Raw genomic sequence first — 23,188 nt, 5'->3', positions numbered from 1 at the left:
ACGAGTTCATGCTGCTCTACCTCGAGGCGGCGCTCATCTACTGGCTGATCTGCCTCGTGCTGTCGAGCGGCCAGAACGTGCTCGAGAAGAGATTGGACCGCTATGTCGCCCACTGATCCGGCCGCGCAGCCGCTCGTGTCCGTGCGGGGCCTCCGCAAGTCCTTCGGCGACAACGAGGTTCTGCAGGGCATCGATTTCGAGGTGCGCCGCGGCGAGGTCGTGGCGCTCATCGGCCCGTCGGGGTCGGGCAAGACCACCGTTCTGCGCAGCCTCAACGCCCTCGCCGTGCCCGACGGCGGCACGGTCGCGTTCGCCAGCGGCCTGAGCGTCGACTTCGGCCAGACCGTGTCGAAGCGCGACCTGCTCGCGCTGCGCGACCGTTCGGCCATGGTGTTCCAGCATTACAACCTCTTCCCGCACAAGACGGTGATCGAGAACATCATCGAGGGTCCGGTGCAGGTGCAGAAGGTCGCCGTGTCCGTGGCGACCGCCGACGCCGAGCGCCTGCTCGACCGGGTGGGGCTGCTCGACAAGCGCGACAGCTATCCCTTCGAGCTGTCCGGCGGGCAGCAGCAGCGCGTGGGAATCGTGCGAGCCCTGGCGCTCAAGCCCGACCTGCTGCTGTTCGACGAGCCGACCTCCGCGCTCGACCCCGAACTGGTCGGCGACGTGCTCGCCGTGATCAAGGAACTCGCCGACGAGGGCTGGACGATGGTCGTCGTGACCCACGAGCTGGCCTTCGCGCGACAGGTCGCCACCGAGGTGGTGTTCATGGACGGCGGTGTCGTGGTGGAACGCGGGGCGCCGTCGCAGATCCTGGTCGCACCGCGCGAGGAACGCACGAAGCAGTTCCTGCACCGCATTCTCAACCCGCTGGGCTGACCTCCCGCGCGGCCGTCGCAGAGCGCGCGAGCATCGTGCCGCCGGCCACCGCCGCCGGCATGATGATGACGGCGGCGAACGGGATGAAGAACACGAGGTAGGTGGCCATGCCGAAGCCGAGCGTGCGTGCCCGGTCGACGCCGAGGGCGCGGCGCTTGGCCGTGCCGTCGAGGCCGCGCGCCTCGAACGAGAAGCCGGTGAGCTCCAGTGCGAGCAGCCAGCCGCCCGCGGTCGCTCCGAGCACGGGCACGACCGTCTGCCCGATCACGGGGATGAACCCGAGCACCAGGAGCACGACGGCCACCGTGAGGGTGGTCGCGAGGATGCGCACCGCGTCGACCAGCCCGCGGCCCGCGCCGCGCCAGAAGGGCACCTCGACGGGGGAGTCGATGCCGCCCAGGCGCTCTTCGACCTTGCGCGAGATCTTCTCGTAGAACGGGCTGCCGATGGCGAGGGTGATCGCCGCGAAGGTGTACACGAACACGAGCAGCGCCGCGGCGAGCATCGCGAGGGAGGCTACCGCGCGCACGACCGTGCGGCCGGTCTCGTCCCAGTCGTCGGCGAAGGGTGTGGCCCAGACGGCGAGCCCGTCGATGTTGCTCGCCAGCGCGACGATGCCCGCGAGGTAGACGGCCGTCACGATGAGCGCGGGGATGGCGCCCATAAGCATGATGCGCGGGTCGGTAAGCCACATTCTGAGCCCCGAACCGAGCAGCCGCACGCCCCCGAAGTAGCGGGAGAGGAATCCGGGGCGGGGCTGAGACGGCTGGGGCATGCGCTCATCGTAAAGGAGCACGGCAAAGAAAAAGGCCCGGGATCGCATCGATCTCGGGCCTTCGGTGAGGGTGGGCGATACCGGACTCGAACCGATGACCTCTTCGGTGTGAACGAAGCGCGCTACCAACTGCGCCAATCGCCCTCATGCCGGCGTTTGAGCACCAGCGACAACGATCATATCGGGTTTTACGGGCACCTCGCGCGCACGCCCGCGCCGTCGGATCGTCTTGCATATCCGGCCGGAAATCACGGGATTGAACGCGCCGAAACTTTTATTCGGTCGTTATTCGCCTCGAGTTCGCTGGAAACTCTGCGTTCACCCGCGTAATCTGAGCCGGTACGCGTGTCGTGGATTCGCGCGACGAGAATCTATTGGTTATAGTTTCAAAGCACGCAGAAATGCGCGCAAATGCGGATGTGGCGCAGTGGTAGCGCACAACCTTGCCAAGGTTGGGGTCGCGAGTTCGAATCTCGTCATCCGCTCGAGTGGGAGCAGTCGGTCCGCCGGAGGCTTTCCCGCCTCTGGTGGAGTGGCCGAGAGGCTAGGCAGCGGCCTGCAAAGCCGTCTACACGGGTTCGAATCCCGTCTTCACCTCGTAAGATATAACCGAATAAAGCATGAGCGATTGGCGCAGCGGTAGCGCGCTTCCCTGACACGGAAGAGGTCGCTGGTTCGATCCCAGTATCGCTCACACGAAGAATGGGCCCCGACGAGTTCGGGGCCTTTTCTGTTTAACCCGCTCGCCGAGCCCGCGCCCTACGTCTCGCAACTCAGGCAGATTCTCGGATGCCGCGGCGCCCGCGACGCGAGGGCCGCGGTTTTCCGCACCCCGGGCATCCGCCCCGCCCTTTCTGCCTGAGTTGCGAGAGGTGGGCGTTCGTGATTCCGGACGGATCGCGCCCGGTCGCTGTTCGGCCCCGCCGTTACACGGATGGGGGCCCGACCGGTCGATCATCCTGAATCATGAACACCACGCGCCCTACGTCTCGCAACTCAGGCAGATTCTCGGATGCCGCGGCGCCCGCAACGCGAGGGCCGCGGTTTTCCGCACCCGGGGCATCCGCCCCGCCCTTTCTGCCTGAGTTGCGAGAGGGGCGAGGGCGGTGCAGGGCCAGGACAGGGCGGGCAGGAGGGGCTCCGCGGCGGCACTAAAGTTGTCAGAATGACTGACCTGAAAACCGGATTCGACCTGTTCACCGAGCGCAGCATCGTTGCTATGCGCGTCAATGGCGAGCTGAGGGACCTGGCGAGCACCGTCAGCGAGTCCGACACGGTCGAGCCGGTCGACATCACGAGCCCCGACGGTCTGAACATCCTGCGCCACTCCGCCGCGCACGTCATGGCGCAGGCCGTGCAGTCGATCAACCCCGAGGCGAAGCTCGGCATCGGCCCGCCCGTCACCGACGGTTTCTACTACGACTTCGACGTCGAAACGCCCTTCACCCCCGAAGACGTGAAGGCGATCGACAAGGCGATGGAGCGCATCATCAAGCAGGGCCAGCGCTTCCAGCGCCGGGTGGTGACGGATGACGCGGCTCGCGCAGAACTAGCGGGCGAGCCCTACAAGCTCGAGCTCATCGGCCTCAAGGGCGGTGCCGACGGCGCGGCCGAGGGCATTGAGCTGGGCGCGGACAACGAGAATGTCGAGGTAGGCGGCGCCGAGCTCACGATCTACGACAACGTCGACGCCAAGACCGGCGAGGTCTACTGGAGCGACCTGTGCCGCGGCCCGCACCTGCCGTCGACCCGGCTCATCGGCAACGGCTGGTCGCTGCAGCGCACGGCCGCGGCCTACTGGCGCGGCTCGGAGAAGAACAAGCAGCTGCAGCGCATCTACGGCACCGCGTGGGCGACCAAGGACGAGCTGCGCGCCTACCAGTCCCGGCTGGAGGAGGCCGCCAAGCGCGACCACCGCAAGCTCGGCCAGGAGCTCGACCTGTTCTCCTTCCCCGAGGAGATCGGCTCGGGCCTCGCGGTCTTCCACCCCAAGGGCGGCATCATCCGCGCCGAGATCGAGAACTACATGCGCGAGCGCCTGCTCGCCAACGGCTACGACCTCGTCAACACCCCGCACATCACCAAGGGCCACCTGTTCGAGACCAGCCAGCACCTCAACTGGTACCGCGAGGGAATGTTCCCGCCCATGCACCTCGACGAAGAGGTCGACGCCGAGGGCAACGTGACGCGCCAGGGCCAGGACTACTACCTGAAGCCCATGAACTGCCCGATGCACAACCTGATCTTCAAGGCGCGCGGTCGCAGCTACCGCGAGCTGCCGTTGCGGCTCGCCGAGTTCGGCACCGTGTACCGCTACGAGAAGAGCGGCACCCTGCAGGGCCTCACGCGCGTGCGTGGGCTCACCCAGGACGACGCCCACATCTACGTGACCCAGGACCAGGTGAAAGAGGAGGTCGCGAGCCAGCTCGAGTTCGTCTTCGAGACCCTGCGCGGCTACGGGCTCACCGACTTCTATCTCGAACTGTCGACGCGCGACCCCGCGAAGTCGGTCGGCACCGACGCGCAGTGGGAGATCGCGACCGACACCCTGCGCGAGGTGGCCGAGGCCTCCGGTCTCGAGCTCGTCGCCGACCCGGGCGGTGCCGCGTTCTACGGCCCCAAGATCTCGGTGCAGGCGCGTGACGCGATCGGCCGCACCTGGCAGCTCTCGACCGTGCAGCTCGACTTCAACCAGCCCGAGCTGTTCGACCTCGAGTTCACCGCGTCCGACGGTACGCGCCAGCAGCCGGTGATGATCCACCGTGCCCTGCTCGGCTCGATCGAGCGTTTCTTCGCGATCCTTCTCGAGCACTACGCCGGCGCGTTCCCGGTCTGGCTGTCGCCCGTGCAGGTCATCGGAATCCCCGTGGCCGAGCAGTACGAGGACTACCTCTGGGAGGTTCTCGCGAAGCTCAAGTCGCACGGCGTGCGCGTGGAGCTCGACTCGTCGAGCGACCGCATGCCCAAGAAGATCCGCAACGCCACGCTGCAGAAGATCCCGTTCCAGCTGATCGCCGGCGAAGACGACCGTGCGAACAACGCCGTCAGCTTCCGCTTCCGCGACGGACACCAGGAGAACGGCATCCCCGTCGACGAGGCCGTCGAGCGCATCCTCGAGTCGATCCGCACCAAGGCGCAGGTCTGATGAAGGACTACGACGGGACCGAGTACGAGGACGTCGAGTCTCTCGACGGTTTCGCCGCGGTTCCCGACGCCTTCCAGCGGCTGTGGACCCCGCACCGCATCGCGTACATCGAGAGCGGTCAGCAGCCGGCGAAAGACTCCTGCCCGTTCTGCGTCGCGCCGAGCCTGGGCGACGAGCAGGCGCTCATCGTGGCGCGCGGAGAGCATGCGTTCGTGCTGCTCAACCTCTTCCCGTATAACAGCGGCCATCTGCTCGTGTGCCCGTACCGCCACGTGTCGACCTACGACGAGGCGACCGACGCCGAGGTCGCCGAGATCGCGAGCCTCACCCAGACGGCGATGCGCGTGCTCACCGCGACTTCGGGGGCGAGCGGGTTCAACATCGGCATGAACCAGGGCCAGTTGGCCGGTGCCGGTATCGCCGACCACCTGCACCAGCACATCGTTCCCCGTTGGGCGCACGACTCGAACTTCTTCCCGATCATCGCCGGCAGCAAGGCGCTGCCCCGGCTGCTCGGCGACGTGCGGGCCGAGGTCGCCGCCGCGTGGCCCGCGTGAGCCGCACCACCCCTCCACAGCACCAGTAGAATTAGGACCATGAGCACTAGCGAAACGACAGACCAGCAGGGCACCAGCCGCGTCAAGCGTGGACTCGCCGAGATGCTGAAGGGCGGCGTCATCATGGACGTCGTCAACGCCGAGCAGGCGAAGATCGCCGAGGACGCCGGCGCCGTCGCCGTCATGGCGCTCGAGCGCGTTCCCGCCGACATCCGTTCGCAGGGCGGCGTCGCCCGCATGAGCGATCCCGACCTCATCGACGGCATCATCTCCGCCGTCTCCATCCCCGTGATGGCCAAGGCCCGCATCGGCCACTTCGTCGAGGCGCAGGTGCTCGAGGCCCTCAAGGTCGACTACATCGACGAGTCCGAGGTGCTCAGCCCCGCCGACTACGTCAACCACATCGACAAGTGGAAGTTCGTCGTGCCGTTCGTCTGCGGCGCCACCAACCTGGGCGAGGCGCTGCGCCGCATCACCGAGGGCGCGGCCATGATCCGCTCGAAGGGCGAGGCCGGAACCGGCGACGTCTCCGAGGCGACGAAGCACATCCGCACCATCAAGGGCGAGATCGCCGCGCTGTCGGCCAAGACCCACGACGAGCTCTACGTCGCCGCGAAGGAGCTGCAGGCGCCCTACGACCTCGTGCTCGAGATCGCCCGCACCGGAAAGCTCCCGGTGGTGCTCTTCACCGCCGGAGGAGTCGCGACCCCCGCCGATGCCGCCCTGATGATGCAGCTCGGTGCCGACGGCGTGTTCGTCGGTTCCGGAATCTTCAAGTCGGGCGACCCCGCCAAGCGCGCAGCCGCCATCGTTCGCGCCACGACGTTCTTCGACGACCCGGCCGTGATCGCCGACGCGTCGCGCGGACTCGGCGAGGCCATGGTCGGCATCAACGTGTCCGACCTCGCGGCGCCGCACCGTCTCGCCGAACGCGGCTGGTAGGCACCGCTGCGCGTGGGCAATGACCGGCCGATAGGCGTTCTGGCACTGCAGGGCGACTTCCGCGAGCACCTGGCGGTGTTCGCCGGGCTCGGGGTCGACGCCGTCTCCGTTCGCCGCCCCGACGATCTCGAGCGCGTGGCGGGGCTGGTCATTCCGGGCGGCGAGTCGACGGTGATGGACAAGCTCAGCCGCCTGTTCGGTCTTGCCGAACCGCTCAAGGCGGCCGTGGCATCCGGTCTGCCCGTGTACGGAACCTGCGCGGGGCTGATCATGCTCGCCGACTCCGTGCGCGACTCGATCGACGGCCAGCAGACTATCGGCGGCTTCGACGTGGTCGTGCGGCGCAACGCCTTCGGGTCGCAGCTCGACTCGTTCGAGACCGACCTCGACGTGCCGGTGCTCGGCGACCCGCCCGTGCACGCGGTGTTCATCCGCGCCCCGGTCGTCGAGAAGGTGGGCGAGGGCGTGACCGTGCTGTCGGCGCTCGACGACGGGCGCATCGTCGCCATCGAGCAGGGCAACCTGCTCGGCACGTCGTTCCACCCGGAGATCACCGGCGAGACGCGGTTCCACGAGTACTTCGTCGACAGGGTGCGCGCCAGGGGCTGACCGCGTGCGACAGTGGGCCTATGAAGTTCTACTCAGACTTTGGTCCCCAACGCTCCCGTCAGATCACCGTCGACCTGCTCGCCGTGGCCTTCATGGCCGCGTGGGTCTGGCTCGGCCTGTTCGTGCACTCGCTCGTGATCGGGCTCACCGATTTCGGCGTGCAGATGGAGCAGGCCGGGGCCGGTTTCCGCGAGACGATGACCGACGTGGGCGAGAATCTCGGGGGAGTGCCCCTCATCGGCGGCGGCATCCGCGGCCCGTTCGACAACGCGAGCGACGCCGGCGCGACGCTCGAGGCGGCCGGCGCCAGCCAGCAGGTGGCGGTGCAGAATCTCGCCCTCGGTCTCGGGCTGGGCATCGCCGTGCTGCCCGTTCTCGCGATCCTCGTGCTGTGGCTGCTGCCGCGCGTGCGGTTCGCGCGCCGGGCGGCAAACGCGCGGCGGCTCGTCTCGGCCGGCGCCGGCATCGACCTGCTCGCCCTGCGGGCGCTGACGACGCAGCGGCTCACCACCTTGGGTGCGATCGACGCCGACCCGATGGCGGCCTGGCGGCGCGGCGATGAAACGGTGATGCGGTCGCTGGCCGCGCTCGAACTCAAGTCGTCGGGAGTGCGGCTCACCTGAGGATATGGCGGCCCCGCCTGCCCCGGTTGGTTAGAATATTCACCATGTCAGGCCACTCCAAATGGGCAACCACCAAGCACAAGAAGGCGATCACCGATTCGCGCCGTGCAAAGTCGTTCGCCAAACTCATCAAGAACATCGAAGTCGCAGCCAAGATGGGCGGTGCAGACCTCTCGGGTAACCCGACTCTGGTCGACGCCATCCAGAAGGCCAAGAAGACCTCGGTGCCCAACGACAACATCGACCGTGCCGTCAAGCGCGGCGCCGGGCTCAGCGGCGAGTCCGTCGAGTACACGACGATCATCTACGAAGGCTACGGAGCCAACGGTGTCGCGATGCTCATCGAGTGCCTCACCGACAACAAGAACCGTGCCGCTGCCGACGTGCGCGCCATCATGACGCGCAACGGTGCGGCCCTGGCCGACCCGGGCAGCGTCGCCTACAACTTCAACCGCAAGGGCGTCATCTCGATCGCCGCCACCGACGGTGTCAGCGAAGACGGCATCCTCGAGGCGGTGCTCGACGCCGGAGCCGAAGAAGTGAAGAACCACGGCGGCGGCTTCGAGGTCATCACCGACCCGTCGCACCTCGTCTCCTCGCGCAAGGCGCTGCAGGACGCCGGCATCGACTACGACTCCTCGGAGCTCGAGTTCGTGCCCAACCTCACCATCGAGGTCGACGCCGAGACCGCCCGCAAGATCTTCCGCCTCATCGACGCACTCGAAGATTCCGACGACGTGCAGAACATCTTCGCCAACTTCGAGATCACTCCCGAGGTCCAGGCCCAGCTGGACGAAGACTAGAAACCGATGTCGCTCCGGGTGCTGGGCATCGACCCAGGCTTGACCCGGTGCGGCGTCGGTGTGGTGGATGTCACGTCGACGCGCAAAGCGTCGCTGGTGCACTACGGGGTCATCCGCACCCCGCCGGAGATGCCGCTCGAACAGCGCCTCCTCGCGATCGGCACCCAGCTGGCCGAGCTCATCGACGAGCACGCCCCGCACGCCGTCGCCCTCGAGCGGGTGTTCGCGCAGCACAACCTGCGCACCGTTATGGGAACGGCGCAGGCCAGCGGGGTCGCCATGCACATGGCCGCCTCACGCGGTCTGACGGTCGGCCTGCACACCCCGAGCGAGGTGAAGGCTGCCGTGACCGGCTACGGTTCGGCCGAGAAGGCGCAGGTCGGGCTGATGGTCGCCAAGATCCTCGGGCTCGACGACGTGCCGAAACCCGCGGACGCCGCCGACGCGCTCGCCCTGGCTATCTGCCACGCGTGGCGCGGTGGCGTGCCGACGGCTGCGAGCCGCGCGGAGGCCGGGTCCGTGCAGGCGGGCGCCGCGGCATCCGGGCTCCTCACTCCCGCGCAGAGCGCGTGGCGCGCGGCCGAGTCGGCGGCCAAACGTAGGCTGGGAGCATGATTTCTTCCGTGCGAGGCACAGTGCTCGCAGCCCAGGGTTCCACCGCGGTCATCGAGGTCGGGGGAGTGGGCCTCGCCGTGCAGGTGACCCCGCAGCAGGCGCTCGGCCTGCGCGTCGGGCACGAGGCCGCTCTACGCACCACGCTCATCGTGCGCGAAGACGACCTCAGCCTCTACGGGTTCGCCGACGCCGACGAGCTCGCCGTGTTCGACCTGCTGCGCAGCGTCACCGGAGTCGGGCCGCGCAGCGCAATGGGTGTGCTGGCAGCCCTCGACCCGAACGAGATCGCGCGCGCTATCGCCGCCGAAGACGACGGAGCATTCCGCAAGGTATCGGGCATCGGGCCGAAGACCGCGAAGCTCATCGTGGTCTCGCTCGCGGGCAAGCTCGTCGTCGTGCCCCAGGCGCGTGCCGCGGCGAACCCGGCCGCGACGCCCGTGCGCGACAGCGTGATGCTGGCGCTCATGGGCCTCGGTTGGCCCGAGCGCACCGCCATCGTCGCGGTCGACGAGGCGATGCTCGTCGCCACCGACCTCGAACGCGAGACCATGCCGAGCCTGCTGCGCATCGCCCTCGCCCAGCTCGGCCCGCAGCAGGCGGCGAAGAAGTGACCCCCGCCGACGACATCATCAGCCTCGAACCGGAGTCGGATGCCGAACTCGCCTTCGAGGGCGCGCTGCGTCCGCAGTCGCTCGCCGAGTTCGTCGGCCAGCAGAAGGTGCGCGGTCAGCTGCAGCTGCTGCTGCAGGCCGCCTCGATGCAGGGACGCACGGCGGACCACATCCTGTTCGCCGGGCCTCCCGGCCTCGGCAAGACCACCCTCGCGATGATCGTCGCGCACGAGAGCGGACGTCCGCTTCGCATGTCGAGTGGTCCCGCCATCCAGCACGCCGGAGACCTCGCGGCCGTTCTCTCCTCGCTCGTTCCCGGCGAGGTGCTGTTCATCGACGAGATCCACCGCATGGCGCGCTCCGCCGAGGAGATGCTGTACCTGGCGATGGAAGACTTCCGCATCGACATCATGGTGGGGAAGGGCGCGGGCGCGACCTCGATCCCGCTCGACCTCGCCCCGTTCACCCTCGTGGGCGCGACCACCCGCTCGGGCATGCTGCCGAATCCGTTGCGCGACCGGTTCGGTTTCACCGCCCACCTCGAGTTCTACGAGTCGAGCGAACTCGAGCTGGTGCTGGTGCGGGCGGCACAGATGTTGCAGCTCGACATCGAGCGTCCCGCCCTCGCCGAGATCGCCGGGCGCAGCCGCGGAACCCCGCGCATCGCCAACCGGCTGCTGCGCCGCGTGCGCGACTACGCCATCGTCACGGGCGAGGGAGCCGGAATCGACGCGGTGAACGCGGCTCTCGAGCTGTACGACGTCGACGAGCTCGGCCTAGACCGGCTCGACCGCGCGGTGATGAACATCGTGCTGAACAGGTTCGACGGGGGACCGGTAGGTCTCAACACCCTGGCCGTATCCGTCGGCGAAGAGGCCGAGACCATCGAGGCGGTCGTCGAGCCCTTCCTCGTGCGTATCGGACTCCTCATTCGCACCCCGCGCGGCCGTGTCGCGACACGCGAGGCCTGGAAGCACTTCGGCCTGAGCAAGCACAGCGAAGGCCTCTTCGGGGATGACCTATAATTCTTGGTGGCCCCCTAGCGTCACTCCCTTTGACTGACCCGGCCCCACATGCTCTCCGAGAGGTTTTCCCATGAACGACACCTTCCTAAACATCGCCCTGGTCGTAGTGCTGGCGCTCTTCGTCATCTACGCCTTCCGCAACAGCCGCAAGAACAAGGCCAAGCAGGAAGAGCTCAAGTCGCAGATCGTTCCCGGCGTCGAGGTCATGACGAACTTCGGACTCTTCGGAACTCTCGTCTCCGTCGACGAGGTCAGCAACGTCGCCGAGCTCGAGGTCTCTCCCGGCAACATCGTGCGGGTGCACCGACAGACCCTCGCGAAGGTAGTCACCGAGGCCGACTCGACCGTCAGCGGTGTCAGCACGGGCGAGCCTCGCTCGGTCGAAGAGGCCATGGAGATCGCGAACCGTGAGGCCGAGGCCCGCGAGAAGGCCGCGAACCCCGAGTTCGGCGAGCTCGCCGAGCCGACCGACAAGCACGCCGAGGAGATCATCGTCGTCGAGCCCGTCGTCGAAGAGCCTTCCGCCGACGACAAGCCGGCCACGAAGCCCGTTCGTCGGGCCTCCAGCAAGAAGGTCGACGAGTAACAACTACCCTTGGGGTGATGGCGTCCGCGAGGGCGCCATCTGAGTGTCAGGCGCAACTTCGCGCCTCCATAGAAAGCTGAGTCCGTACGTGGCAAGAACCACCCCGGTAAAGAAGGCCTGGCGTTCGCTGGCCTGGCTCACCGTCATCATCGCTCTGCTAGTGGGCATCAACGGTGCTGGCGTCGCCTTTGCCGGGTGGTCCTGGACGCCGAAGCTGGCGCTCGACCTCGAGGGCGGCACGCAGATCATCCTCGCCCCGCAGCTCGAAGACGGGCAGGAGGTTACGCCCGACCAGCTCACCCAGGCCGTGTCGATCATCCGAGACCGCATCGACGCGAGCGGTGTCTCCGAGGCGGAGATCACGACGCAGGGCGACCAGAACGTCGTCGTCTCCATTCCGGGAACCCCCGACAAGGCCACACTCGACCGCATCCAGTCGTCGGCCAAGCTCGAGTTCCGTCCCGTGCTCGCCACCGAGGCGGCCGCCACGGCCGCCGTCGGTGAAGACGGGTCGACCGCGACGCCCACGCCGACCGACGCGGCCAGCCCCTCGCTCGAATCGACGCCGAGCGTCTCACCCACCGACGCGAGCGACACCAACTGGATCACGCCGGCACTCGCCGACCAGTACACCAACTTCGACTGCGCCAACCTCGATGCGGAGGGCGCCAACGTCGCCCCCGCGGATCAGCCGCTCGTCACGTGTGACTCCACCGGCGTGTACAAGTACATCCTCGGCCCGACCGAGGTCGCCGGCTCGACCATCAGCGACGCGACCAGCGGCCTGGTGATGAACAGCCAGGGCGTCAGCACCGGCGCGTGGGGCGTGAACATAGTGTTCAACGCCGAAGGCACCGATCAGTTCGCCGACGTGACGACGCGCCTCTTCGGCTACGGCGTCGGAGACGCCCGCAACCAGTTCGCGATCGTGCTCGACGGCCGGGTCATCTCGGCGCCGTCGACGAACGCGGCGATCACCGACGGCAAGCCGCAGATCAGCGGGTCGTTCGACCAGGAGACGGCCAAGACGCTCGCCGACCAGTTGAAGTTCGGCGCGCTGCCGATCGGCTTCGAGGTACAGAGCTCCGAGGTCATCTCGTCGACGCTCGGGTCGTCGCAGCTGCAGAGCGGCCTCATCGCCGGTCTCATCGGCCTCATCCTGGTGTTCGCCTACTCGCTCTTCCAGTACCGGCTGCTCGGCCTCGTGACCGTCGCGTCGCTCGTGGTCGCGGCGATCGTCACCTACTTCGTGATCGTGATCATGTCGTGGCGCGAGGGCTACCGACTGTCGCTCGCCGGTGTCGCGGGACTCATCGTCGCCATCGGATTCACCGCCGACTCGTTCATCGTCTACTTCGAGCGCATCCGCGACGAACTGCGTGACGGGCGAGCGCTGGTCTCGGCCGTCGAGGCGGGCTGGAAGCGCGCGCTACGCACGATCTTCGCCGCCAAGGCCGTCAACCTGCTCTCCGCCGTCGTGCTGTTCATCCTCGCGGTGGGCAACGTGCGCGGGTTCGCCCTGACACTGGGTGTCACGACGATCATCGACGTCATCATCGTCGTGCTCTTCACCCACCCCGTGCTGCAGCTGCTCGCCACCACCAAGTACTTCTCCTCGGGCCACCCGATGAGCGGGCTCGACCCGAACGCGCTCGGCGCGGTCTACCGGGGTCGCGCGCAGTTCCGTGCCCCGACTCCCGCGACGTCGAAGACCGGTGCGGCCAAGGAAGCGGCCCGCCGCCAGACGATCGCAGAACGCAAGGCCGCAGAACTCGCCGGGACCTCGAGCGATAGCAACGTTGATCGGAAGGACTCCTGATGGGCGGCTTCGCCAAGTTCGGCAATGACCTCTACACGGGGGAGCGGTCGTTCAACTTCGTCGGCAAGCGCCGCATCTGGTACATCATCGCCGCGGTTATGATCCTCGCGTCGATCGTCGGTCCGGCCCTCCGCGGCGGCTTCGTCTTCGGCATCGAGTTCCGGGGCGGATCCGAGTTCCAGGTCTCCGAGATCGAGAACCTCGACAGCGACCCGATCGTGAACCAGGACACGGCGACGGCCACCGTCGAATCCATAGTCCCGGATGCTTCGCCTCGCGTGACGACGGTCGGGGACAGCGGTATCCGCGTGCAGACCGAACAGCTCACGCAGGAGGAGTCCGACACGCTCGCGGGCGCCCTGGCGGAGACCTTCGACGTGCCGGCCACCCAGGTGACCGCGTCGTTCATCGGCCCGTCGTGGGGCGCCGACATCACGACGTCGGCGATGCGCGCCCTCGTGGTGTTCATCATCCTCGCCGCGATCGTGATGGCGCTCTACTTCCGCACCTGGAAGATGTCCGTCGCGGCGATCGTCTCGCTGCTGCACGACATCATCATCACCGCGGGTGTGTACGGCATCCTCGGGTTCGAGATCACGCCGTCGGCCGTGATCGGATTCCTCACCATCCTCGGCTACTCGCTCTACGACACCGTGGTGGTCTTCGACAAGATCCGGGAGAACACGGCCGAAGACGGTCCGGCGTCGAGCCGCACCTTCGGCGAATCCGTCAACCTCGCGGTGAACCAGACGCTCGTGCGCTCCATCAACACCGGCGTCGTCGCCGCGCTGCCCGTCGGCGCGATCCTCTTCATCGGAGCCGTCGTGCTCGGGGCCGGGACGCTGCGCGACATCGCGCTGTCGCTCTTCATCGGCATCCTGATCGGCACGTACTCGACCATCTTCATCGCGGCTCCGCTCTACGCGCAGCTGCGCGAGAACGAGCCCGCCATCCTGAAGCAGACCAAGCGTCTGCAGACGGCCCGCGCGGCCAGCGTGAAGACGCCGGTCAGCACGGTCGAGACGGCTAGCTAACGCGCGACTACGATTGGCGAATGAGGCGCGCATGACCGAGACATCCAACACCACGGCGTCTTTGCGCAGCCTGATTCCGAGGATCTTCTCCCGGGCCCAGCCGGCCGGGGCGGTCGACCGCCTCATCAAGACGGTGCGCCTGCACCACCCCAAGGCCGACATCGCGCTGATCGAGCGCGCATATGCCGCGGCGGAGCTGGCGCACCGCGGGCAGAAGCGGCGCAGCGGCGAGCCGTACATCACCCATCCGGTGGCGGTCGCGCAGATCCTCGCCGACCTGGGCATCGGGTCTAAGACCATCGCCGCGGCACTTCTGCACGACACGGTGGAAGACACCGACTACGCCTTGGAGACCCTGCGGCACGACTTCGGCGAAGAGATCGCCATGCTCGTCGACGGTGTCACCAAGCTCGACAAGCTGAAGTACGGCGACAGCGCTCAGGCCGAGACCGTCCGGAAGATGGTCGTCGCGATGTCGAAGGACATCCGCGTGCTGGTGATCAAGCTCGCCGACCGGCTGCACAACGCGCGCACGTGGGGTTTCGTGAGCGAGGAGACCGCTACCCGCAAGGCGAAGGAGACCCTCGAGATCTACGCGCCCCTCGCGCACCGTCTCGGAATCCAGACCATCAAGTGGGAGCTCGAAGACCTCTCGTTCTCTGTGCTCTACCCCAAGCTCTACGTGGAGATCGAGAGCCTTGTGCGTCAGCGCACCCCGCAGCGCGAGGAGTTCGTGCAGCAGGTCATCGAGTCGGTCAACGACGACCTCAAGGCGTCGAAGATCAAGGGCTCCGTCGCGGGACGCCCCAAGCAGTACTACTCGATCTACCAGAAGATGATCGTGCGGGGCCGCGAGTTTGACGAGATCTACGACCTCGTCGGCATCCGTGTGCTCGTCAACTCGGTGCGCGACTGCTACGCCGTGCTCGGGTCGATCCACGCGCGCTGGAACCCGATCCCGGGCCGGTTCAAGGACTACATCGCGACGCCGAAGTTCAACCTGTACCAGTCGCTGCACACCACGGTCATCGGGCCGCAGGGCCGCCCGGTCGAGATCCAGATCCGCACCCAGGAGATGCACCAGCGGGCCGAGTTCGGTGTCGCGGCGCACTGGAAGTACAAGGAGCGGGTGAACGGCGGCCGCGGTGCCTCCACCGCGCTGCAGGACGATGGCGACATGGCCTGGCTCGCGCACATCTCCGACTGGGAAGCCGAGACGAGCGACCCCGACGAGTTCCTCGACTCCCTCCGTTTCGAGATCGGCGCCAAAGAGGTCTATGTCTTCACGCCGAAGGGCAAGGTCATCGGGCTGCCCGCCGGGGCGACCCCCGTCGACTTCGCCTACGCCGTGCACACCGAGATCGGCCATCGCACGATGGGCGCCAAGGTCAACGGACGTCTCGTTCCACTGGAGAGCGAACTGCACAGCGGCGACTCGGTCGAGGTGTTCACCTCGAAGAACCCCGATTCCGGGCCGAGCCAGGACTGGCTGAACTTCGTCAAGTCCCCCCGCGCGCGCAGCAAGATCCGGGGCTGGTTCACCAAGGAACGCCGCGACGAGGCCATCGAGCAGGGCCGCGATGCGATCGCCCGGGCCATGCGCAAGCAGAACCTCCCGCTGCAGAAGCTGATGAGCCAGGACTCGTTCAACGACGTAGCGGCCCAGATGCGCTACGAAGACGTGTCGGCGCTCTACGCCGCCGTCGGCGAGGGGCACGTCTCGACCCAGTCGGTGATCGAGAAGGTTCTCGCCGCGATCGCCACCGAGGTCGACAACGAAGACTCCGAGGTCACTTTCGCCTCGCAGCGCCGTTCGAGCAAGATGCGTAACGCCGACTCCGGCGTACTCGTGCGCGGTGCGCCCGACATCCTGGTCAAGCTCGCCAAGTGCTGCACGCCGGTGCCCGGCGACACCATCGTCGGCTTCGTCACGCGCGGTGCGGGTGTCTCGGTGCACCGCGCCGACTGCAAGAACGTGAAAGAGCTCATGACCGAGCCCGAGCGCATGATCGACGTGGAGTGGGCGCCGTCGTCGAAGAGCCTGTTCCTCGTGCAGATCCAGGTGGAGGCGCTCGACCGATCGGGGCTGCTCTCCGACGTGACCAGGGTGCTCAGCGAGAACCACGTCAATATCCTCTCCGCGACCGTGTCCACCTCGAATCAGCGGCTCGCGATCTCGCGGTTCGTGTTCGAGATGGGCGACACGACGCACCTCGACCGCGTGCTCAACGCGGTTCGCCGCATCGACGCCGTCTACGACGTATACCGGGTCAACTCGGGCTAGCCGAACACCGTCAGCAGGCGCGACCAGGCGAGCTTCTTCGCCGGCAGGTTGCGCCTCCTGTCGAGCGCCTCGCGGCAGTCCGTCAGCGTCAGGCCGTCGAGGCGGGCCAGCGTCAGCGTGATCTCGCGGTCGGCGTCGGTGTACTCGGCACCGAAGCGCGCCAGATCGACGACGGTGCGCAGGGGCGTGGTGACCCGCAGCGCCGCGACCCGCGCGTACTCGTCGGGGGCGATCGTCACCTCGCGAACGGTGCTGCGCGCCGGAACGGGCGGCCTGGCGCGGGCGTCTTTGCTGGTGCAGAGCTGGTGTCGGGCGGGCGGGTCGACCGTCGCTCCCCAGATCCACGCCGCGGTGGCGCGCTCGGCGATAAGTCGCCCGGGCCAGAACCGGCCGGCGGCCTTGGCCCGGGCAATGGCGCCCGTTGCGACGTCGATCGGGAGGAAGGCCTCGTCGACGCCGAAGAGTTCGCCGTCGAGCCGGGCGGCGCAGAGCTCTGCCAGGGGGAGGTCTCCCGCATGCAGAACGGGGGCGAGTCTGGCCATAGACCGATAGTGCTACCGGTTAGTGCCGACTCGCCCCCGTTCTCTCGATCGGTGCGGTTGTGCCGTCTGTGGAAATCGCGGCCGTTTCGCTGCTAGTTCTTGATCGCACCCAGCCAGAGCTTGCGGGCGTCCAGCGCTTCCTGCGCGTCCGCGATCTTCTTCTTGTCTCCGCTGGTCTTCGCGTCGGCGAGTTCCCGCTCGAGCTTCGCGATGGCATCCTGTAGCTGGCTCGCAAGGCCCTCGGAGCGTGCCTGCTTCTCGGGGTTGCTCTTCTGCCAGTGGTCGTCGTCGAGCTTGCGCACGGCGGCCTCGACCTTGCGCAGGCGGTCGTCGACGGTCTTGACCTTGTCGCGAGGAACCTTGCCGATCTTGTCCCAGCGGCGCTGCACCGACGTGAGGGCCTCTTTGGCTTTCACGCGGTCGGTGGCGGTGAGCAGGGGCTCGGCCTCTTCGAGCAGTTCGAGCTTGAGGGCGAGGTTCGCCTCGAACTCGACGTTGTCGACGGCTTCCACCTCGGACTTGGCCGAGTAGAGCTCGTCGCCCGCGGCCTTGAACTTCGCCCAGAGCGAGTCGTCGAGCTTCTTGCCGGCGCGACCCGCGAGCTTCCACTCGTCGAGCAGGCCGCGGTAGGCGGGAATGCCGTCTACACCCTTGCTCACGAGGGCTTCGGCCTTCTCGACGAGCTCCTGCTTGCGCGTGCGAGCGTCGCGGTGCACGGCGTCGAGTTCGGAGAAGAATGCCTTGCGGTGCGTGTCGATCGTCGAACGGGCCGCACGGAATCGCTTCCACAGCTCGTTGCTCTCGTTCTTCGGCAGACGCGGGCCGTCGGCCTGGTGCTTCTGCCAGCGCGCGAAGATCTCGTCGATGGCCGCGGTCACCTGCTTCCACTGGGCCTTGGCCGGATCCTGCGCGGCGAGTGTCTCGGCCTCGACGACGAGGGCGGTACGCTCCGCGATCGCCGCGGTGACGGCGGCCTTGCTCTCTTCGTTCTGCTTCTCGGTCAGCTCGCTCACGGTGCCGCTGAGGGCTTCGAGGCGGCGCTGCAGCGAGGCGAGGTCGCCCACGGCGTTGGCCGTGGCGATCGTCGACGAGAGGGCTTTGACGGCCTTCGAGACGTCGGCAGCCGAAGCGGCGCGCTTGGTGCGCTGTTCGAGCAGCGTCACCTGGCCGGCCAGTTCGACGTACTTGCGCTCGAAGTACGCGAGTGCTTCTTCTGGGCTGCCGTCGGGGTACTGCCCTACGGCGCGTTCGCCTGATTCCTCGCGGACGTAGACAGTGCCTGTCTCGTCAACGCGTCCCCAGGGAGCCTGATCGTTTGATGCCACGTGATTTCACCTTGCTTCTCGTGCCAGTAGCTGCTGACTGACCATGTTCCAGCCTATGCCACTCGCATAGTGCGCAAAGATGCGGGAACGGTTGTTATTGGATTGTCGCGGCGGTAATCGTCGTGGCGACGACCGGGGCGCCGTCGGCGGCACCATCGGCGATGCCCGCGTCGATAACGCCGGACTGCAGAGCGTCGAGTCCGCTCGTCACCTGGCCGACGACGGTGTAGCCGCCCGCCGTGTCCGACGGGATGGTGGTGTCGCCGAAGACGATGAAGAACTGGTGGCCGTTGCTGTAGGCGTCGTCGCCGACGCGGGCCATCGCGATGGTTCCGGTCGGGTAGACGTCGTCGGCCGGCGCGTTCTCGATCGGACCGAAAGAATAGGATGCATCGGTGGCGCCCGTGCCGTCGAGCGAGCCGCACTGCAGCACCTTGAATCCGTCGCTGTCGGCCAGGCGGTGGCAGGTCTTGCCCACGAGGTAGCCGTTCTGGATGTCGCCGATGAGCGACGCGGCAGCCTGGGGCGCGAGGGCGCCGTCGAGGGTGATGCCGAGCGGGATGTCGTTGAGCGTCAGCTCGCCGGTCCAGGCGCGCGACTCTGCTGTGTCCGCGTCGGGGACGTCGCCGACGTTCTCGCCGGTCGCCTCCGGGGTCGCGCTCGCGCTCGGCGTCGCCTCGGGCACGCCGGGGCCCGCGGAGAAGTAGAAGATCTGCGTCGCGGCCGCGAGGGCGATGACCACGAGTGCCCCGAGAACGGCGATGATGTTGTCGCGGCGGCGGCGCTTCACCCGGTGCTCGTGCACACCCTGCCGGGCGTTGTAGAGCTTCAGGCGTTCGCGCGCCTCGCGTTCCTGGTTTTTGTTCGAAGCCACAGTTCCTCCAGAGAACGCTCGACGGCCGGATGCCCCCTGAACTTTACGGTGGCGAGCGTTCACCGGCCAAATGCGTGTCACCCGCCGCGGTTAGCATTGCCTACATGAGTGCCCAGCCAGGACTTCGCAGCGGGGCGACCCCTCTCGCGGTGCGTATGCGCCCCACCTCGCTCGACGAGGTAGCCGGCCAGCGCCACCTGCTGCGCCCCGGTTCGCCGCTCGTCAGCCTCGCCACCGACAAGTCGGGCGAGCAGGGCTCGGTCTCGATCATCCTGTGGGGTCCTCCCGGAACCGGCAAGACGACCCTCGCGAAGCTCGTCGCCCACAGCTCGGGCCGTAACTTCGTCGAGCTCTCGGCCGTCACCGCCGGTGTGCGCGACGTGCGTCAGGTGATGGAGGAGGCGCTTTCCCGACGCGACCTCTACGGCATCTCGACCGTTCTCTTCCTCGACGAGATCCACCGATTCACCAAGGCGCAGCAAGACGCCCTGCTGCCCGGCGTAGAGAACGGGTGGGTCATCCTGGTGGCCGCCACGACCGAGAACCCGTCGTTCTCGGTTATCTCGCCGCTGCTCTCCCGGTCGCTCCTGCTCACGCTCGAACAGCTCACCGACGACGACCTCGGGGCGGTCATCGACCGGGCGGTGTCCGACCCGCGCGGCCTCGACGGCACCGTGGTGCTCGACCCCAGCGGGCGCGAGGCGATCATCCGACTCGCTTCCGGCGACGCGAGGCGCGCGCTCACCGCACTCGAGGCATCCGCACTCAGTGCCTCGGGGGAGTCCGTCGCCGCGCAGCAGCAATACGACCGCGAGACGGCCTCGCTCGAAGACGAAGACGAAGACGACGAAGACGAGACGGATGCCACGGACGACACCGCGACACCGCCGGCAGAACTGCCCGTCGTCACCGGCGACACGGTGTCGAGGGCCGTCGACCGCGCGCTTCTGCGCTACGACCGACAGGGCGACGAGCACTACGACGTCATCAGCGCGTTCATCAAGTCGATCCGCGGTTCCGACGCCGACGCCGCTCTGCACTATCTCGCGCGCATGATCGAGGCGGGCGAAGACCCCCGGTTCATCGCCCGCCGCATCATCATCAGCGCCTCCGAAGACATCGGGCTCGCCGACCCGCAGGCGCTCGTAATCGCGGTCGCCGCTGCCGACGCCGTGCAGTTCATCGGCATGCCCGAGGGCCGCATCCCGCTCGCGCAGGCGGTCGTCTACCTCGCGACCGCGCCGAAGTCGCCCGCGTCGTACATCGGCATCGACAAGGCCATCGCCGACGTGCGGGCCGGCAAGATCGGCCGCGTGCCGAAACCCATCCGCGACGCGCACTACGCGGGTGCGAAGAAGCTCGGGCACGGCAAGGGCTACCTCTACCCGCACGACTACGACATCGGAGTGGTGCAGCAGCAGTACCCGCCGACCGAACTGCTCGGCGCAAAGTACTACGAGCCGACCGAACACGGCAACGAGCGTGAGGTGTTCGCGCGCTGGGCGAAGCTGCGCCGCATCATCCGCGGCAAATGAGCCGGCGCGCCGGGCTTCGGCACGCTCGGCCAACGATGGTCTGTGCTAATCTTGACCCCGCCTGATATCGATTGTCCGCGCACGGCTGCTGCGGACTCTCGGTCAAGGAGCATCTGGTCTGTAGCCGACCGGTCTCCGCGGCAAATCCCTCTACTTTCATCGGTTCTGTTTTGCGCGCGCATGCGTGTTCGCGAGCAGCCGGTTTTCCACGTTGGATTTATCTAGAAAAGGACACTGTGTCTACTAAGTCACGTACCCGTAGCAAGACCCGCCTGTCGCGCGCGCTGGGCATCGCCCTCACGCCGAAGGCCGCCAAGTACCTCGAGAAGCGTCCGTACGCTCCGGGTGAGCACGGCCGCACGAAGCGCAAGCAGGACAGCGACTACGCCGTCCGTCTTCGCGAGAAGCAGCGTCTGCGCGCCCAGTACGGCATCCGCGAGGCCCAGCTCAAGATCCAGTTCGAAGAGGCACGTCGTGCCGCCGGCCTGACCGGTGAGAACCTGGTCGAGCAGCTCGAGATGCGTCTCGACGCGATCCTCGTTCGTTCGGCGATCGCCCGTACGACCGCTCAGGCCCGCCAGCTGATCGTCCACCGCCACATCCTGGTCGACGGCCAGCGCGTCGACCGCCCGTCGTTCCGCGTCAAGCCCGGCCAGCTCGTGCACGTGCACGTGAAGAGCGAAGGCCTCGAGCCGTTCCAGGTCGCAGCAGCCGGCGGTCACGTCGACCTCCTGCCGAAGCTTCCCCCGTACCTCGAGGTCGAGCTCGACAAGCTGCAGGCGCGCCTCGTGCGTCGCCCGAAGCGCATCGAAGTTCCCGTGACGTGTGAAGTCCAGCTCGTCGTCGAGTACTACGCAGCTCGCTAAGTATTCGGATACGTATCCGAGAAGGGGCCGTGGCTTATGCCACGGCCCCTTTTTCGACCCCTCGGATGTGCCGGGGCCGGTGCACTGCGACGACGGGTGCTGGCTTCTCCCGTTAGGGTAAATGTCGGCGCACTGCCACGAGCACAAGGAGAATCACAATGACTGGTGGAGACATCGCTGGCCTCATCGCGGCAGGCATCTTCGCGATCCTCGTGGGCCTGCTGGCCGTGCCGCTCGTAAAGCTCGGCCGCGTATTCGACGAGACGAGCAAGGCGATCCGCGAGCTCGGAGAGAACGTCACACCGCTGCTCGAAGAGGCGACGACGACGATCAGCGAATCGAACAAGCAGCTCGGCCGCCTCGACACGATCACCGGCGACATCGCCGAGACCACGGGCAACCTGACCGCTCTCGTGTCGCTCTTCGCGGCATCGGTCGGCGGGCCGCTCATCAAGGTCGCGGCCTTCTCCGCGGGCGTTCGTGCGGCGTTCGGCGGGCTCCCCGGCACGGGGCGCCGACGGGCGAAGAAGTAAGCTGAACACCGACCTCTAGGGAGAAACCCGTGAAAAAAGTACTGTGGCTCGTCGTCGGCGTGGCCGTCGGTTTCGTAGCGGCTCACCAGATCGCCAAGACCAGCGGCGGCAAGAAGTTCTTCGACGACGTGAACGCCAAGGCGCACGACTTCAGCGACGCCGTGGTCGACGGCTACAAGCAGCGCGAGGCCGAACTCCGCGCCGCTATCGACGACATCAACTAGACCCCTCACTCCCCACTCGCCACCTCGACCGGCCCGAGCGGCCGGCTCTTCTAGTTTCAGGACTCCATGCAGACCGCAGAAATTCAACGCCGCTGGCTCACCTACTTCGGAGACCGCGGTCACACCGTTGTGCCCTCCGCCTCGCTGGTGAGCGAAGATCCCACGCTGCTGTTCACGGTGGCCGGCATGGTTCCTTTCGTGCCCTATCTCACCGGGCTGGTGCCGGCGCCCTACCCGCGCGCGACGAGCGTGCAGAAGTGCATCCGCACCCTCGACATCGAAGAGGTCGGCAAGACCCCCCGCCACGGCACGTTCTTCCAGATGAACGGCAACTTCTCGTTCGGCGACTACTTCAAGGAGCAGGCGATCGAGTACGCCTGGGAGCTGCTCACCTCGTCGGAGTCCGACGGCGGTCTCGGGTTCGACGAGAAAGACCTCTGGGTCACGGTCTACAAAGACGACGAAGAAGCGATCCGCTACTGGAAGAACACCGCGGGACTTCCCGACGAGCGCATCCAGCGTCTCGACATGGACACGAACTACTGGTCGACCGGCCAGCCCGGCCCCGCCGGCCCCTGCTCGGAGATCTTCTTCGACCGCGGACCCGCCTACGGCCGCGACGGCGGCCCCGCCACCGACGACGACCGCTACGTCGAAATCTGGAACCTCGTCTTCATGCAGTACCTGCGCGGGGAGGGCAGCGGCAAAAACTTCGAGATCCTCGGGGAGCTGCCCAAGAAGAACATCGACACCGGCATGGGCCTGGAGCGGGTGGCCTACCTGCTGCAGGGCGTCGACAACATGTATGAGATCGACGAGGTTGCTCCGGTGCTGCGCCGCGCGGCCGAGCTGGCGGGGGTCACCTACGGCCGGGGTGGGCAGGACGGTCACGCAGACGACGTCCGGCTGCGGGTCGTCGCCGACCACGTGCGCAGCGGGCTGATGCTCATCGGGGACGGCGTCACGCCCGGCAACGAGG

23 protein-coding genes, 4 tRNA genes and 1 pseudogene are annotated in these 23,188 nt (G+C 67.3%); 23 read left to right on the top strand and 5 right to left on the bottom strand.

Translation table 11 applies throughout. The annotated features are described in order from the left end of the window. Together ACLQ6X_RS10935 and ACLQ6X_RS10930 are read left to right on the top strand one after the other, a co-directional pair. A pseudogene (locus ACLQ6X_RS10935) lies at positions 1-116 on the top strand (amino acid ABC transporter permease); the annotation flags it as partial. Further along, the gene (locus ACLQ6X_RS10930) at positions 103-882 is read left to right on the top strand and encodes an amino acid ABC transporter ATP-binding protein (RefSeq protein WP_411700192.1); all 780 of its coding nucleotides are present in this window, start codon (positions 103-105) and stop codon (positions 880-882) included. The pseudogene ACLQ6X_RS10935 and the gene ACLQ6X_RS10930, both read left to right, overlap by 14 nt. Here the strand turns inward: ACLQ6X_RS10930 and ACLQ6X_RS10925 are convergent. Together ACLQ6X_RS10925 and ACLQ6X_RS10920 are read right to left on the bottom strand one after the other, a co-directional pair. After that, positions 866-1,657 carry an EI24 domain-containing protein gene (locus ACLQ6X_RS10925; RefSeq protein WP_411700191.1) on the bottom strand — a complete coding sequence of 264 codons (792 nt, stop codon included), beginning with the start codon at positions 1,655-1,657 and terminating at the stop codon, positions 866-868. The two genes, ACLQ6X_RS10930 and ACLQ6X_RS10925, sit on opposite strands and share 17 nt — an antisense overlap. 71 nt (positions 1,658-1,728) lie before the next feature. Further along, a tRNA-Val gene (locus tag ACLQ6X_RS10920) sits at positions 1,729-1,801 on the bottom strand. Between the two features lie 269 nt (positions 1,802-2,070). Between ACLQ6X_RS10920 and ACLQ6X_RS10915 the strand changes: the two genes are divergently transcribed. The 16 genes from ACLQ6X_RS10915 to ACLQ6X_RS10840 all read left to right on the top strand — a co-directional run bounded on the left by ACLQ6X_RS10915 (position 2,071) and on the right by ACLQ6X_RS10840 (position 16,310). Beyond that, a tRNA-Gly gene (locus ACLQ6X_RS10915) sits at positions 2,071-2,142 on the top strand. Positions 2,143-2,183: 41 nt separating this feature from the next. Continuing rightward, positions 2,184-2,254: transfer RNA gene (locus ACLQ6X_RS10910), tRNA-Cys, on the top strand. A 25-nt stretch (positions 2,255-2,279) separates the two neighbouring features. Continuing rightward, positions 2,280-2,351 (top strand) — tRNA-Val (locus tag ACLQ6X_RS10905). Between the two features lie 471 nt (positions 2,352-2,822). Continuing rightward, entirely contained in the window at positions 2,823-4,802 is a 1,980-nt protein-coding gene (gene thrS / locus ACLQ6X_RS10900) for a threonine--tRNA ligase (RefSeq protein ID WP_411700190.1), read from the top strand. Further along, a complete protein-coding gene (locus ACLQ6X_RS10895) occupies positions 4,802-5,359 on the top strand; it encodes an HIT family protein (RefSeq protein ID WP_411700189.1) in 558 nt (185 codons plus the stop codon). Before thrS ends, ACLQ6X_RS10895 begins: the two co-directional genes overlap by 1 nt. Positions 5,360-5,398: 39 nt before the next feature. After that, positions 5,399-6,301, top strand: a complete 903-nt coding sequence (gene pdxS, locus ACLQ6X_RS10890; RefSeq protein ID WP_411700188.1) for a pyridoxal 5'-phosphate synthase lyase subunit PdxS — start codon at positions 5,399-5,401, stop codon at positions 6,299-6,301. A gap of 12 nt (positions 6,302-6,313) precedes the next feature. Then, complete coding sequence (gene pdxT, locus ACLQ6X_RS10885; RefSeq protein ID WP_411700187.1) at positions 6,314-6,910, top strand: pyridoxal 5'-phosphate synthase glutaminase subunit PdxT; 597 nt, start codon at positions 6,314-6,316, stop codon at positions 6,908-6,910. 20 nt (positions 6,911-6,930) lie between these two features. Further along, on the top strand, positions 6,931-7,533 hold the full coding sequence (locus tag ACLQ6X_RS10880) for a hypothetical protein (protein WP_411700186.1): 603 nt from the start codon (positions 6,931-6,933) through the stop codon (positions 7,531-7,533). A gap of 44 nt (positions 7,534-7,577) precedes the next feature. Then, positions 7,578-8,336 carry a YebC/PmpR family DNA-binding transcriptional regulator gene (locus ACLQ6X_RS10875; RefSeq protein WP_411700185.1) on the top strand — a complete coding sequence of 253 codons (759 nt, stop codon included), beginning with the start codon at positions 7,578-7,580 and terminating at the stop codon, positions 8,334-8,336. 6 nt (positions 8,337-8,342) lie between these two features. After that, positions 8,343-8,951 carry a crossover junction endodeoxyribonuclease RuvC gene (gene ruvC / locus ACLQ6X_RS10870; RefSeq protein WP_411700184.1) on the top strand — a complete coding sequence of 203 codons (609 nt, stop codon included), beginning with the start codon at positions 8,343-8,345 and terminating at the stop codon, positions 8,949-8,951. Next, complete coding sequence (ruvA, locus tag ACLQ6X_RS10865) at positions 8,948-9,562, top strand: Holliday junction branch migration protein RuvA (RefSeq protein WP_411700183.1); 615 nt, start codon at positions 8,948-8,950, stop codon at positions 9,560-9,562. The genes ruvC and ruvA overlap by 4 nt, the downstream gene beginning before the upstream one ends. Further along, positions 9,559-10,587: a Holliday junction branch migration DNA helicase RuvB gene (gene ruvB, locus ACLQ6X_RS10860; RefSeq protein ID WP_411700182.1), complete on the top strand. Its 1,029-nt coding sequence runs from the start codon at positions 9,559-9,561 to the stop codon at positions 10,585-10,587. Before ruvA ends, ruvB begins: the two co-directional genes overlap by 4 nt. Positions 10,588-10,657: 70 nt before the next feature. Beyond that, positions 10,658-11,173 carry a preprotein translocase subunit YajC gene (locus tag ACLQ6X_RS10855; protein WP_411700181.1) on the top strand — a complete coding sequence of 172 codons (516 nt, stop codon included), beginning with the start codon at positions 10,658-10,660 and terminating at the stop codon, positions 11,171-11,173. A gap of 88 nt (positions 11,174-11,261) precedes the next feature. Next, on the top strand, positions 11,262-12,992 hold the full coding sequence (secD, locus tag ACLQ6X_RS10850) for a protein translocase subunit SecD (RefSeq protein WP_411700180.1): 1,731 nt from the start codon (positions 11,262-11,264) through the stop codon (positions 12,990-12,992). Continuing rightward, complete coding sequence (gene secF / locus ACLQ6X_RS10845) at positions 12,992-14,026, top strand: protein translocase subunit SecF (RefSeq protein WP_411700179.1); 1,035 nt, start codon at positions 12,992-12,994, stop codon at positions 14,024-14,026. The genes secD and secF overlap by 1 nt, the downstream gene beginning before the upstream one ends. Positions 14,027-14,057: 31 nt before the next feature. Next, entirely contained in the window at positions 14,058-16,310 is a 2,253-nt protein-coding gene (locus ACLQ6X_RS10840) for a RelA/SpoT family protein (protein ID WP_411700178.1), read from the top strand. Here the strand turns inward: ACLQ6X_RS10840 and ACLQ6X_RS10835 are convergent. The 3 genes from ACLQ6X_RS10835 to ACLQ6X_RS10825 all read right to left on the bottom strand — a co-directional run bounded on the left by ACLQ6X_RS10835 (position 16,307) and on the right by ACLQ6X_RS10825 (position 19,051). Further along, positions 16,307-16,852 carry a type IV toxin-antitoxin system AbiEi family antitoxin gene (locus ACLQ6X_RS10835; RefSeq protein ID WP_411700177.1) on the bottom strand — a complete coding sequence of 182 codons (546 nt, stop codon included), beginning with the start codon at positions 16,850-16,852 and terminating at the stop codon, positions 16,307-16,309. The genes ACLQ6X_RS10840 and ACLQ6X_RS10835 overlap by 4 nt on opposite strands. Positions 16,853-16,944: 92 nt before the next feature. Beyond that, on the bottom strand, positions 16,945-18,177 hold the full coding sequence (locus tag ACLQ6X_RS10830) for a DUF349 domain-containing protein (RefSeq protein ID WP_411700176.1): 1,233 nt from the start codon (positions 18,175-18,177) through the stop codon (positions 16,945-16,947). A gap of 94 nt (positions 18,178-18,271) precedes the next feature. After that, entirely contained in the window at positions 18,272-19,051 is a 780-nt protein-coding gene (locus ACLQ6X_RS10825) for a peptidylprolyl isomerase (RefSeq protein ID WP_411700175.1), read from the bottom strand. A 104-nt stretch (positions 19,052-19,155) separates the two neighbouring features. Here ACLQ6X_RS10825 and ACLQ6X_RS10820 point away from each other — a divergent pair, with 104 nt between their 5' ends. The 5 genes from ACLQ6X_RS10820 to ACLQ6X_RS10800 all read left to right on the top strand — a co-directional run. Further along, entirely contained in the window at positions 19,156-20,586 is a 1,431-nt protein-coding gene (locus tag ACLQ6X_RS10820; protein WP_411700174.1) for a replication-associated recombination protein A, read from the top strand. A gap of 236 nt (positions 20,587-20,822) precedes the next feature. After that, a complete protein-coding gene (gene rpsD / locus ACLQ6X_RS10815; protein WP_411700173.1) occupies positions 20,823-21,452 on the top strand; it encodes a 30S ribosomal protein S4 in 630 nt (209 codons plus the stop codon). 158 nt (positions 21,453-21,610) lie between these two features. After that, positions 21,611-21,985, top strand: coding sequence for a DUF948 domain-containing protein (locus ACLQ6X_RS10810; protein ID WP_411700172.1), 375 nt, complete (start codon positions 21,611-21,613; stop codon positions 21,983-21,985). Between the two features lie 29 nt (positions 21,986-22,014). After that, complete coding sequence (locus tag ACLQ6X_RS10805) at positions 22,015-22,209, top strand: hypothetical protein (protein ID WP_411700171.1); 195 nt, start codon at positions 22,015-22,017, stop codon at positions 22,207-22,209. Between the two features lie 66 nt (positions 22,210-22,275). Then, a partial coding sequence (locus ACLQ6X_RS10800; RefSeq protein WP_411700170.1) for an alanine--tRNA ligase-related protein occupies positions 22,276-23,188 on the top strand: 913 nt, incomplete at its 3' end.

The sequence above is a fragment of the Conyzicola sp. genome, assembly GCF_046714715.1.
GTDB lineage: Bacteria > Actinomycetota > Actinomycetes > Actinomycetales > Microbacteriaceae > Conyzicola.
Note: the sequence above shows the minus strand (reverse complement) of the source record. Positions and strands in the feature narration are given on the sequence as shown.

Bases quoted from the DNA above. Each gene is read 5' to 3' on its own strand.
- ACLQ6X_RS10930 (WP_411700192.1), top strand. From the start codon at position 103: ATGTCGCCCACTGATCCGGCCGCGCAGCCGCTCGTGTCCGTGCGGGGC.
- ACLQ6X_RS10925 (WP_411700191.1), bottom strand. From the start codon at position 1,657: ATGCCCCAGCCGTCTCAGCCCCGCCCCGGATTCCTCTCCCGCTACTTC.
- thrS (WP_411700190.1), top strand. From the start codon at position 2,823: ATGACTGACCTGAAAACCGGATTCGACCTGTTCACCGAGCGCAGCATC.
- ACLQ6X_RS10895 (WP_411700189.1), top strand. From the start codon at position 4,802: ATGAAGGACTACGACGGGACCGAGTACGAGGACGTCGAGTCTCTCGAC.
- pdxS (WP_411700188.1), top strand. From the start codon at position 5,399: ATGAGCACTAGCGAAACGACAGACCAGCAGGGCACCAGCCGCGTCAAG.
- ACLQ6X_RS10880 (WP_411700186.1), top strand. From the start codon at position 6,931: ATGAAGTTCTACTCAGACTTTGGTCCCCAACGCTCCCGTCAGATCACC.
- ACLQ6X_RS10875 (WP_411700185.1), top strand. From the start codon at position 7,578: ATGTCAGGCCACTCCAAATGGGCAACCACCAAGCACAAGAAGGCGATC.
- ruvC (WP_411700184.1), top strand. From the start codon at position 8,343: ATGTCGCTCCGGGTGCTGGGCATCGACCCAGGCTTGACCCGGTGCGGC.
- ruvA (WP_411700183.1), top strand. From the start codon at position 8,948: ATGATTTCTTCCGTGCGAGGCACAGTGCTCGCAGCCCAGGGTTCCACC.
- ACLQ6X_RS10855 (WP_411700181.1), top strand. From the start codon at position 10,658: ATGAACGACACCTTCCTAAACATCGCCCTGGTCGTAGTGCTGGCGCTC.
- secF (WP_411700179.1), top strand. From the start codon at position 12,992: ATGGGCGGCTTCGCCAAGTTCGGCAATGACCTCTACACGGGGGAGCGG.
- ACLQ6X_RS10840 (WP_411700178.1), top strand. From the start codon at position 14,058: ATGACCGAGACATCCAACACCACGGCGTCTTTGCGCAGCCTGATTCCG.
- ACLQ6X_RS10835 (WP_411700177.1), bottom strand. From the start codon at position 16,852: ATGGCCAGACTCGCCCCCGTTCTGCATGCGGGAGACCTCCCCCTGGCA.
- ACLQ6X_RS10820 (WP_411700174.1), top strand. From the start codon at position 19,156: ATGAGTGCCCAGCCAGGACTTCGCAGCGGGGCGACCCCTCTCGCGGTG.
- ACLQ6X_RS10810 (WP_411700172.1), top strand. From the start codon at position 21,611: ATGACTGGTGGAGACATCGCTGGCCTCATCGCGGCAGGCATCTTCGCG.